The sequence below is a fragment of the Pseudoalteromonas sp. MMG033 genome (genome assembly GCF_057197785.1).
The window spans coordinates 17,067-26,270 of record NZ_JBXVAL010000003.1; the positions used below are offsets into that span (position 1 = coordinate 17,067).

Consider the following 9,204-nt stretch of genomic DNA (forward strand, 5'->3'; position numbering starts at 1 on the left):
TTTAGTCGTACCATCTTAAGTTGGCCACCACCTTTCCTATGACTGTAAGGTCTTTAAATTCCTCAGCCGATAAGGTTAGGTTTTTGTGTTCGCTATTGAGGCTGATAATAGAAAATGTGCCGTTTATTTCCCGTCTAATTTTTCTAACGAGATTCTTGCCTTGAAACTCGATGGCGTAAAATCCGTCTACGAGGTTTTCTAAAGTGCTTTTTGAGCGATCTACATAAGTGACATCATCCGGTCTATATTCCGGCATCATACCATCCTCAGAAATTTTAATTTCAACGATGTCATTACTAACCCCTAACTGATTTAGGTGTTCTTTTCTGAGTGCCGCTTGAGAGGTCTGATCGCAGATTAAGAAATCGCATGAATCCTCACCTACTAACCAGCTTAAACTCACATTAAATTCTTTTGAAATTTCATCCAGAATGCTAATCGGAATCGCCCTTATCCCTGCTTCATAGTTTCCTAGTCTGCTCTGTTTCTCATTAATACGCATTCCCAGCCCTTCTTGAGTGAGTCCTTCCTTTTTGCGTAGTGACTTTATACGCAGACCTACTTTTGTGTTTATTGGGTTCATGTAATTACTCAGAGTGTCCGTAAGTAAAAGTGATAATAACACAATGTGTGTAGATTTAAATTAAAACACCTTTATCAAGAACACGCTGTGTGTTTTTATAACACGTAGTGTGTTGACATAAACACGCTATGTGTTAGATTTAATAAAACTCTTTGATGGTGTTAAAAATTGACTTTTTCTGATTTTGTTACTGCGTTTCTCGGCGGAAATGTATCGAAAGCAGCCGAATACTTTTCTATCCCGTACACCACGGCGGCAGCTTATAACCGACTAGAAAGGTTTCCACGCCCTACGGCTTTAGAAAAAATTATCGTAGTGAGTGGCAGGCAGATAAACGCCGATGTATGGGTGACTAGATATAACGAAAAAAAGAATGGGGTTAGCGCCAAGTGTTAGTGGTGATTTTTTGCTCTGAAGCTAAGGCTTTGATGAAGTGTTTTCAAGGTCAGTTTAAAGGGGTTATTTCCTTTTGTGATTTAACCGGGTGGGGCAGTTTTGAAGTGAGGAAACAATATATTTCAAAATTAACTGGTTCTAAAAGTGAGCGCTTTTTGACAGTGGTTATCAACCCGAGTTCGGGGGATGAGCTTGCAGCGCTTAGGGCTAAGGGGGCGCTAGTATCACATGAGAGGGGGCTGCTAGGTCACGTTTACGACAACATAGCAATAGAGTTGCAGGACATTTGGTTTTCGCCCAGGGGGGAGTCTGGGGGGCGGGTTGTTTCTGTGGAGCAATTACTATCTGAAATTTTAATGTTGCATAGAAAACTGGAAAAGGCGCGTGCTGTAAATGCGCCGGGATAGCAAGGTGTTGGCATCTACGTTAAGGCAGGTGTCTAAAAAGCGCCTGAGTGAATTGATTGAAAGCTGGGCTATCTGGGTGACGGCGGGGCAAGAGGCGAGGCAGACTAGTTTATTGCAAATGCTTGCTGAAGGGCATGTGTTTAACGGCGGCTCTGGGGCATCCCAGCCGCTTATAGATTGCGCTGAATTGCATATTGAAAGCGCGCTAATGGCGGCCCATCAAGCGGGCGCAGAAAAAGAAGTAACAGTGTTTAGGGTTGAGTATGGCGCTGAGGTAATTAAGGGCTTGCGGTGTGATGCCGCGCAGTTCGATAAAGCGCTTAGGCTCAACATGAGTTTAAGGACGTACCAGCGCCACTTAGCGGCAATGCGTAAAAAGGTGGCAGGTCGATTAATTGAGCAGGGTCATTTATGACAGTAAGAAAAGATTCAGATTGTACAACCAGTCTTATTTCGAGCTTGAGAGGGTGTGGCGAAAAAACCCCTCATGTAAACATTTCTAAAGCCAAAAAGGCCGCGCTTGATGCGTATGAGCGTCGACAAGAAGAAAAATATTACAAAGACTTGCACGGCTTTTAATCCACATTTTTTGTGGATAAACGGTGAATAAAAAATGAGTTCAAAAGGTACATTAACAGTGAGACTAAGCGAGGCGGTGATCTCTGAGAATATGGCTAACTCCGAATATTCGCAGTTCAGAGATCCCCGCTACCCGCTTTATTTACGCGTCCATGGGTGTAGAACGTCTGGGTCGTGGTATTTACGCGACTTCTCAAAGAAAAGCGGTCAAGACTGGCATCATTTGGGGCGTTGGCCACTCATTCCCGTTAAAGTCATGCTCAATAAAGCGCCCGAAAATATGGCGCGCTTAGGGGTTGGTGCGATGCCTGAGCTGACCTTTTTTCAAACCGTGGGCGATGTATTGAAGTGGTTTAAAAAACGCTGTCAAACAGATACCAGTCTAAGTAAAAAGCGCCGTGCGGGGATAGAGTCCTCACTTGGTAAACACTTGATCCCAAGACTGGCCAATGAGCCGTTAGTGTCATTTGATAAAAGCGCGTTAGAGGATTTGCTTTTGTGGCCGCTTCAAGAGGTTTATCAGCCGGGGACCGTGCGACAGCATTTTCAAATATTAAAGCGTGCGTTCTCTCAAGCCGTCAAAAGTGGCAAAGCGACAAGCAGCCCACTTGAGGGTATTCAATTTAAAGATGTCGTGACGGCAAAAATCAAAGCCAAGCCGTGTGCCATTGCGCGCCAAGATGAGCCGCAAATGGCCCATACCGTTTTAAATGCAAAAGGCATTGGGGGCGTTTTGTGTCAAATGCTGTTGTTACATGGGACGCGTATTGGTGAAACGTTATTGCTGAAATGGTCCGATATTGACAGTAAGCATAAAACCCTAACCCTGCCTGAAGAGATCACAAAAACCAAAGAGCATAAATTGTTACTTAGTGACTTTGCATTTGAGTTGCTTGTGAGCTGGCACAAAGAATTAAAAGCCGCCGGCTATCGCGGTAAGTATTTATTCCCGGACACCAACAAAAAGGGGCCACTCAGTTATGCAGAGGCCCGCAAATTGGTGTTGGCCATGTCGCAGGGCAAGTACACCGCACACGATTACCGCAAGTTGTTTAGAGCCCGTGCACTAGAGCTGGGCATTGATTCCATGGTGGCTGAATTGATGCTCAATCACGAGCTGACGCCAGTGCAAAAAACCTATGTTGAATCATTGGGGGCTGATGTCGGGGAAGGGCAGCGCCGTGCTGCATGGACCCTGTGGGCGACCCATTTACAAGAGGCCGCCGCGGAATTTAAAGACGGTACAGAGGCGAACATTTACCAATTCGCGTGATGCCTCTATCTCACAGCCCGTGTGGTCTGGGCCAGATTTTAGAAGTTTTACAATGAGGAATATTTACATGGTGGATAACGAAGACTCAAAAGTGACTGAGGCGATACAGGCGGCGTTTTGTCCTGAACGCATTTCAGATATGTCTCCTCAGCAATTTGATGAGTTTATGCGCTTGGTTCTGGCGTTTGGTTTGGGGACCGCTATTAAAGAACATGGCCATCTATGGGTTGGTGAATTTTGCCAAGCGGCCCTAAATGAGAAGGAAGGTTTACCAGTGGTTCGCCACATTAGAAAGGACCAACTTCACCTATTTCAACAACATTAATCAAGGGGGCCAAATGGCAGATAAAGCAGTGTTAGACCGTTTAGTGGGTAAAGAAGTTAAAAGCATTGGGCATCATGAGCAGATTGGCGCGGTAAAGATTCAGTTTACTGATGGGGCTGAACTTCAGCTCTTTGCACAAGAGAAAGCGTTTCAGCAAGTCATGGTAATGGAGCCTAAAAATGAAACCGAATGAGTTAGTAATTAATGGGGCGGGTGTGATGGTGGCGGCTTTGTTTGAGGCCAAGTATGGGCAGGTATTGCGTGATGCATTTTCTACAGCATTTCGCTCTGAGCTTGATGGTTTGTTTATCCAAAGGGCTTTGCATGGCGCTTTTCAATCTCCGGCAGTAGAGGGATTGTCTGAAGATGCTTATAGGCAATACATACAAGAGTTGTTGGCGGTGGCCATTCCTTTGCTGGTTGCGCATGAGGGGGGCGATTTTGCGAAGGGCTTTTGTGAGCGCGCCTTGGTTACTTCATTAGGTGAAGCGCCGCCTGTTCGGGTTGCTTTGACCTCCCAAAGCGCTTTAGGGGGTGGCGGCTATGGCTTGTAAGAAAGATTTCCTTTGTGCGTTGACAGTTGCCCACATGCACAGTAAGGGGCGATTGCCCTGTCCTGACACTGTTGCCGAATGGCGTGAGTTTTATGATAGCGAGGTGGGTCGTGATACGCCGCGGCTCCCTCCTTCTAAAAAGTAGGGGTGAGCAATGCGTTATTACTATGCAGACTTTGCCTTAAAAAGAGGGGTGGGTAACAACCTTGAGTTGTTAAATATGAGCACTGGCACTTGGTTAAACTTCAGAGAAATTAAGTCTCAAATTGACTGTGAAGGTGGGGAAGAGGTTTTGAATAATCATGTGATGGGCTTGCCTTGTGTGTGGGATTCTGAGCCGCCAGTTATAAATCTTTCCTCAGGCGAGGTTTTAGCTCATTCAGTCGGGAATAAGTGCATTCAAAGTGTTGGTGTTCTCATTCAAAAGGCGCGGCGCTTTTCTAAGTTTTTAAGGGGGCCTTATGCTTGAAGGGCCTTTTAATCGTAATGTTGGATTTAAGCGCGCTTTGGTTTTCGGGCTGGTGCTTGTCTTTTTTTCGGGTTTGTTGTTGTGGGGTTTAAAAGATGCCGTTCGTGTTCAGTTTGGCCAGTGGTGTTATATAAATCCTGTAGAGGTTGTGTGTAAAGGGAATGGGTGTTCATCTAGGCCCCCTCTGGAACCTTGTACTGTTATTTATTTAAAAGGGTGGCTGATTTATGGGTGATCAACTTATTGTTTTTACAGTGTTGGATTTGCTTTGGGTTGCTGTTGCTTTTTGTGTTTTTTTGGCTGTGGCTGTTTTTATTGGTTGGTCTTTTGGTGTGGCTAAAAACTCTGTGCAGCGGGTGCACTTTTCTAATGGGGTTAGGCATGAGTAAACAAATTAGTAATGATGAGTTGGAATGTTGGATTGATTGTTATGGCGAGCCGTTACAGTTAGGTTTGATAGTTAGAGGTACAGAAGACTGTGAGCATACTGATTTTAAAAATCAAACATTTGTGATTACTTCAATTTCATTTGATTGTGCAGGTGTCAACATAGGCCTTAATGAAAGTGGCCGCCCATGCGATCTTAAAACTGCTTATGACGGTTTTCGCTTAAATGAGCTTGCGCCGGTTCTTGTCGGTTCGCGCATGATTGAAACGCAAGGCGTATTTGGCTTGGAGTTATTGCTGTCTCAAATGGTAAAAGTTGAAACCTACGAAGACTGCCCGCAAGACCAAAAGCTGTTAGTTTGGACCGGTGATTGTTTCGATACCGAGTTTGTAACTTGTTGCGCTGATAGCGGCGCTTGTTATCCAGAAAATGGTGTTGCATTCACTCACTTTATAAAGTTGCCAGATGAGCAGGCGTTTATGTCTCGAATTGAAGCAATTTAAAACTTTGGGATAAAAATTTATGAATCAAGAGATTGATATTGCGTATAAATACTGCAAGTTACAAAAAAAATCTTTAGCGCTAGGGTTGGAATTAAGTATAAATAGCGGTCGTTTTTTTATTAAAGGCGATGATAACCAGATCTCAGTTGAGTGTTCTAGCCTTGATGGTTTAGATGAGTTTTTAAATGGCTTTGCGTTTGGCTTAGAATTTGCTGAATGCGACCAAGAACAGTCGAGTGAAAAAGTAATCAGATAAAAGGTAAATCATGCAGCTTACCAAAGTGTATACAAGTTCTTGCCAGCAGGGGTTTGAGCATGTTGGTTATGTTTTTACTTCTCCGTCTGGTGATTATCGCATTGTTACTTTGACTGAAGAGGCCGATGTTCGGCGTGCACATTTTCAAGAATTTGTTTCCTCCAGGGGAAGACTTCAAAGTGTTCCTATCAAGCTGAATTTTGACTTTGGTAAAGAAGGGGAATCATTGCGACAGTTGTCTCAGTTAAAATCAAAAGGGTGGTTTACTCGTGTTTGGTGGGCAATATGGAATTTGAACGATCAATTCTTTGAAGCTTTTAAGTGAACTTATTGGTTTAACACTTTTTGTGTTTTTTTTGTTTATTAACACGCCTCGTGTTGACACGGTTGGCGGTTACCTATATGATTTCTGTTATGGGGGAATTTCCGCAGTGTTCGCCCCTGACATTCCTTTTACTCGGGGATAGTTCATTTCCTTCAGGTTAAGTTTGAAAACCCTCTTTATAGAGGGTTTTTTTTTGGGAGTTTTATGGTGCGCATGATTGGTCTGTTAAAGGTTTTAGTGCCAAAGTTGTTTGAGCCATTACCATCTGAGTGTTTGGAATTGAATGATCAAACCGGTCTATTTATTCGCATTATTGATAATATTGAGTCACAGATTGCAGTTGACTTGTATCATGTCTTCATTTCGTTGGATGAAAACACCTCTATAAGTGAGTTTAACGAGGCTCAGCAAGATGCCCTTATCATTTTTGCTTATCTTGTTGGTATTCGAAACTTTCAACAAAACACCAAGCTATTAGATGCTATGAATCGCCGTGATGAGTTGGGGGTCTCAGTAATAATCTTGTCCAGCTTTCCAACTTATTGTGCAGAAGTTTTAGCACAGCAATTTGCTACAGGGGTTTATTATGAACAATAAAAAAACTAAGACAGTTGTAATAGAGCGGCGTCATTTTCCCTTTGGGGTGTTTAGTGATTTTTACATAGATGATGTCAAAGTCGCGGTGACGGTTGAACGGCCATGGAAGAACAATGAGCGCAATGTCAGCTGCGTTCCAAATGGTGAGTATGTAATTATGCCTCATATATCACCTTCTAAGGGTGAGTGCTATGCAATTGAATCACCTACTTTGGGGGTTACTAGATACGGCCCTTCTCAAAGAACCCATTGTCTTTTACATGTTGCCAATACTCCAAGTGAAGTTAAGGGGTGTATTGCGCCTGGTCTTGAATTTGGGTGTGTAGGTCAGGAGTGGGGCGTTTTAAATAGTGAAGCTGCTTTTAAGGAAATAAAGATGAAGCTTGGTAAAAATCAGCACAAATTGATTATTAGGAATCATGCTGCGATGTAGATAAAAATAGAGGTTAAATGCAAGAGGTTAGGTGTTCGCGTTGTAATAAACGATTGCTTTTTTTGAGTGGTCGTGCAGAGGTGAAATGTCCTCGTTGTAAGCAAATAAACAAAGCAGAGTGCCCAGAGCATCATTGTATAAACAAAATAGAACGCCAAGAGCGTCATCAATGTATAAAAGGTGGCAAAATTGGCAGTAAAATATCTTAGCTTGTTTAGCGGAGTAGAGGCCGCAACGGTTGCTTGGCGTCCTTTGGGGTGGCAACCGGTGGCCTTTTCAGAAGTTGCCCCTTTCCCTTGCGCTGTTTTGGCGCATCACTATCCTGACATTCCAAACCTTGGAGATATAACACAAATAACGGAAGAGTGTATAAAGAAACTTGGCCGCATAGATGTCGTTGTATTCGGTTCACCATGTCAGGATTTAAGTATTGCGGGAAAGAGAGAGGGGTTTAAAGATGGGGTTACACGGTCTGGTTTATTCTACAAAGCGATTGAGATCATCAATTGGTGTAAAAAGCATTGTGAAACAAGGTTCGCACTCTGGGAAAACGTCACAGGTGCATTCAGCTCAAACGAAGGCCGAGACTTTTCTGAAGTTCTCAGGGCTCTTGTTGGGCGAGAGTTCCCAGTCCCAAAAAAAGGGTGGCAAAATGCCGGACTTGCATACAGTGACAAGCAATCACTCGTTGAGTGGCGGACTCTTGACGCTAAATATTTCGGAGTGCCCCAGCAACGCCGTAGAGTGTTCGCTCTTGCAGATTTTGGAAACTGGGCAAATCGAACGCCGATACTTTTTCAGCGATCAGATGCAAAGTTCTATTTATCAAAGGCTGCTGAAGACGAAGAAGAAAGCTCCTTCGAATGTCATGCAAGCGCTTCAAAAGGCATATGCAAGACATACTCAGGATGCATAACATCTCATACAGAAAAGGACTTGCTTACCGTCACAAATAATCAGGTGGTTGTCTGCAATGAAGCTGGCTACCCGACTTTATCAGGTGATTATCTCAGGGCATTTACAGCGATAGAAAAAGAAAGGTTGTTCGGGTTTGAGGATAACTATACACGCATCCCGTATCGGGGGCGTCCAGCGGAACAGTGCGTTATCCATCCGCGCTTGAGGGCTCTTGGTAACTCAATAGCGGTGCCGCAGTTGAGGTGGATTGGTGAACGACTTGATCCTTTCTTTTAACTTTTAACGATAGGCAACTGGTACTGTAATGAATAACGAGTTTAGCTATTTATCAGCTATAAGCGATTACATGATTTTTGTATTCTTGGCCCTATGGGGAGGAACAGCGAACTTTATACGTAAACGCAAATTATCAGAGAAGCCCTTTAACCTTAGAGAGCTATGCGCGGAATGGGTGATAAGTGGCTTTGCTGGGGTAATTACAGTGCTGGCTTGTAAAGAGTTCGGTGCGTCCCCTTTAGTTACTGCGGCTGCGGCGGGTATAGCTGGTCATGCGGGCGCAACATCTATTGTATTTTTTGAACAAATATTTAAGAGCGTTTTACGTTCTTATAGATAACTAATTTTGTCTCTCCTATGAGTCGGTTTGAGCGTGTCCGGTCAGGTGCTAAAGTGAGTAAGTTACTTCATCCCTTGCTTGCTTACTGAGGTACTCATCTTGTAGGAGAGGCACCCAATCAAAGGTGATTCAATGCCGCCTAGAACTCCTAAGCGCTGCCGCTTTCGTGGCTGCCCAAATAAAACAACGCTTCAGCATGGTTACTGCGAAGCTCATAAAAGCAAGGCAAGCTGGGGCGCATATCAACAAGCGCAAAGCCGTAAAGGCCCCCGCGTTTATCAAACAACTGAATGGAAGAAATTATCTGCCAGCGTCAAAGAGGCCGCAGGACATTTGTGTTTGAATTGTTTGTACTCAAAGCCGTCAATTGTTAAACCTGGTACGGTGTGCGAGCACATAATCCCAAAGGCGTTGAACGGTGGTGAAAGCCTCGAAAACCTATCTTGCTTCTGTAAATCTTGCGCAAAAATAAAAACCAATTGGGAAAAGGGTAAAAGCGTGGATGAGATTAGGCGAAAATACGCACACACCGCTATAAATCTGCATGTTCAGAGGGGTAGGGGGGTGAAATTGTCCAGCTAA

At 43.9% G+C, this 9,204-nt stretch carries 18 protein-coding genes; 17 read left to right on the forward strand and 1 reads right to left on the reverse strand.

What is annotated here, in order from left to right:
* Position 1: 1 nt before the first annotated feature.
* Positions 2-583 carry an XRE family transcriptional regulator gene (locus AC2CZC_RS26740; RefSeq protein ID WP_484585840.1) on the reverse strand — a complete coding sequence of 194 codons (582 nt, stop codon included), beginning with the start codon at positions 581-583 and terminating at the stop codon, positions 2-4.
* 428 nt (positions 584-1,011) lie between these two features.
* Here AC2CZC_RS26740 and AC2CZC_RS26745 point away from each other — a divergent pair, with 428 nt between their 5' ends.
* From AC2CZC_RS26745 to AC2CZC_RS26825, 17 genes are all read left to right on the forward strand, one after another.
* On the forward strand, positions 1,012-1,386 hold the full coding sequence (locus tag AC2CZC_RS26745; protein ID WP_484585841.1) for a hypothetical protein: 375 nt from the start codon (positions 1,012-1,014) through the stop codon (positions 1,384-1,386).
* Positions 1,373-1,801 carry a hypothetical protein gene (locus AC2CZC_RS26750; RefSeq protein WP_484585842.1) on the forward strand — a complete coding sequence of 143 codons (429 nt, stop codon included), beginning with the start codon at positions 1,373-1,375 and terminating at the stop codon, positions 1,799-1,801. Before AC2CZC_RS26745 ends, AC2CZC_RS26750 begins: the two co-directional genes overlap by 14 nt.
* Positions 1,798-1,965 (forward strand): hypothetical protein, encoded by a 168-nt coding sequence (locus AC2CZC_RS26755; RefSeq protein WP_484585843.1) that lies wholly within the window; start codon positions 1,798-1,800, stop codon positions 1,963-1,965. The genes AC2CZC_RS26750 and AC2CZC_RS26755 overlap by 4 nt, the downstream gene beginning before the upstream one ends.
* A gap of 34 nt (positions 1,966-1,999) precedes the next feature.
* Entirely contained in the window at positions 2,000-3,238 is a 1,239-nt protein-coding gene (locus AC2CZC_RS26760; protein ID WP_484585844.1) for a tyrosine-type recombinase/integrase, read from the forward strand.
* Between the two features lie 67 nt (positions 3,239-3,305).
* Entirely contained in the window at positions 3,306-3,563 is a 258-nt protein-coding gene (locus tag AC2CZC_RS26765; RefSeq protein WP_484585845.1) for a hypothetical protein, read from the forward strand.
* A 13-nt stretch (positions 3,564-3,576) separates the two neighbouring features.
* On the forward strand, positions 3,577-3,756 hold the full coding sequence (locus AC2CZC_RS26770) for a hypothetical protein (RefSeq protein WP_484585846.1): 180 nt from the start codon (positions 3,577-3,579) through the stop codon (positions 3,754-3,756).
* On the forward strand, positions 3,743-4,117 hold the full coding sequence (locus AC2CZC_RS26775) for a hypothetical protein (protein WP_484585847.1): 375 nt from the start codon (positions 3,743-3,745) through the stop codon (positions 4,115-4,117). Before AC2CZC_RS26770 ends, AC2CZC_RS26775 begins: the two co-directional genes overlap by 14 nt.
* Before the next feature lie 154 nt (positions 4,118-4,271).
* Entirely contained in the window at positions 4,272-4,586 is a 315-nt protein-coding gene (locus AC2CZC_RS26780; RefSeq protein ID WP_484585848.1) for a hypothetical protein, read from the forward strand.
* Between the two features lie 227 nt (positions 4,587-4,813).
* Positions 4,814-4,975: a hypothetical protein gene (locus AC2CZC_RS26785; RefSeq protein WP_484585849.1), complete on the forward strand. Its 162-nt coding sequence runs from the start codon at positions 4,814-4,816 to the stop codon at positions 4,973-4,975.
* A complete protein-coding gene (locus AC2CZC_RS26790) occupies positions 4,968-5,477 on the forward strand; it encodes a hypothetical protein (protein WP_484585850.1) in 510 nt (169 codons plus the stop codon). Before AC2CZC_RS26785 ends, AC2CZC_RS26790 begins: the two co-directional genes overlap by 8 nt.
* A gap of 19 nt (positions 5,478-5,496) precedes the next feature.
* Entirely contained in the window at positions 5,497-5,733 is a 237-nt protein-coding gene (locus AC2CZC_RS26795) for a hypothetical protein (RefSeq protein WP_484585851.1), read from the forward strand.
* Positions 5,734-5,743: 10 nt separating this feature from the next.
* Positions 5,744-6,058, forward strand: a complete 315-nt coding sequence (locus AC2CZC_RS26800) for a hypothetical protein (RefSeq protein ID WP_484585852.1) — start codon at positions 5,744-5,746, stop codon at positions 6,056-6,058.
* 204 nt (positions 6,059-6,262) lie between these two features.
* On the forward strand, positions 6,263-6,655 hold the full coding sequence (locus AC2CZC_RS26805; protein WP_484585853.1) for a hypothetical protein: 393 nt from the start codon (positions 6,263-6,265) through the stop codon (positions 6,653-6,655).
* A complete protein-coding gene (locus tag AC2CZC_RS26810) occupies positions 6,645-7,088 on the forward strand; it encodes a DUF5675 family protein (RefSeq protein WP_484585854.1) in 444 nt (147 codons plus the stop codon). Before AC2CZC_RS26805 ends, AC2CZC_RS26810 begins: the two co-directional genes overlap by 11 nt.
* A 189-nt stretch (positions 7,089-7,277) precedes the next feature.
* Positions 7,278-8,282: a DNA cytosine methyltransferase gene (locus AC2CZC_RS26815; protein ID WP_484585855.1), complete on the forward strand. Its 1,005-nt coding sequence runs from the start codon at positions 7,278-7,280 to the stop codon at positions 8,280-8,282.
* 28 nt (positions 8,283-8,310) lie between these two features.
* A complete protein-coding gene (locus tag AC2CZC_RS26820; protein ID WP_484585786.1) occupies positions 8,311-8,622 on the forward strand; it encodes a phage holin family protein in 312 nt (103 codons plus the stop codon).
* Positions 8,623-8,754: 132 nt separating this feature from the next.
* Positions 8,755-9,204, forward strand: a complete 450-nt coding sequence (locus AC2CZC_RS26825; protein ID WP_484585787.1) for an HNH endonuclease — start codon at positions 8,755-8,757, stop codon at positions 9,202-9,204.

Coding starts and splice junctions, on each gene's coding strand:
- AC2CZC_RS26740 (WP_484585840.1), bottom strand. CDS start 583: ATGAACCCAATAAACACAAAAGTAGGTCTGCGTATAAAGTCACTACGC.
- AC2CZC_RS26745 (WP_484585841.1), top strand. CDS start 1,012: ATGAAGTGTTTTCAAGGTCAGTTTAAAGGGGTTATTTCCTTTTGTGAT.
- AC2CZC_RS26750 (WP_484585842.1), top strand. CDS start 1,373: ATGCGCCGGGATAGCAAGGTGTTGGCATCTACGTTAAGGCAGGTGTCT.
- AC2CZC_RS26755 (WP_484585843.1), top strand. CDS start 1,798: ATGACAGTAAGAAAAGATTCAGATTGTACAACCAGTCTTATTTCGAGC.
- AC2CZC_RS26760 (WP_484585844.1), top strand. CDS start 2,000: ATGAGTTCAAAAGGTACATTAACAGTGAGACTAAGCGAGGCGGTGATC.
- AC2CZC_RS26765 (WP_484585845.1), top strand. CDS start 3,306: ATGGTGGATAACGAAGACTCAAAAGTGACTGAGGCGATACAGGCGGCG.
- AC2CZC_RS26770 (WP_484585846.1), top strand. CDS start 3,577: ATGGCAGATAAAGCAGTGTTAGACCGTTTAGTGGGTAAAGAAGTTAAA.
- AC2CZC_RS26775 (WP_484585847.1), top strand. CDS start 3,743: ATGAAACCGAATGAGTTAGTAATTAATGGGGCGGGTGTGATGGTGGCG.
- AC2CZC_RS26780 (WP_484585848.1), top strand. CDS start 4,272: ATGCGTTATTACTATGCAGACTTTGCCTTAAAAAGAGGGGTGGGTAAC.
- AC2CZC_RS26785 (WP_484585849.1), top strand. CDS start 4,814: ATGGGTGATCAACTTATTGTTTTTACAGTGTTGGATTTGCTTTGGGTT.
- AC2CZC_RS26790 (WP_484585850.1), top strand. CDS start 4,968: ATGAGTAAACAAATTAGTAATGATGAGTTGGAATGTTGGATTGATTGT.
- AC2CZC_RS26795 (WP_484585851.1), top strand. CDS start 5,497: ATGAATCAAGAGATTGATATTGCGTATAAATACTGCAAGTTACAAAAA.
- AC2CZC_RS26800 (WP_484585852.1), top strand. CDS start 5,744: ATGCAGCTTACCAAAGTGTATACAAGTTCTTGCCAGCAGGGGTTTGAG.
- AC2CZC_RS26805 (WP_484585853.1), top strand. CDS start 6,263: ATGGTGCGCATGATTGGTCTGTTAAAGGTTTTAGTGCCAAAGTTGTTT.
- AC2CZC_RS26810 (WP_484585854.1), top strand. CDS start 6,645: ATGAACAATAAAAAAACTAAGACAGTTGTAATAGAGCGGCGTCATTTT.
- AC2CZC_RS26820 (WP_484585786.1), top strand. CDS start 8,311: ATGAATAACGAGTTTAGCTATTTATCAGCTATAAGCGATTACATGATT.
- AC2CZC_RS26825 (WP_484585787.1), top strand. CDS start 8,755: ATGCCGCCTAGAACTCCTAAGCGCTGCCGCTTTCGTGGCTGCCCAAAT.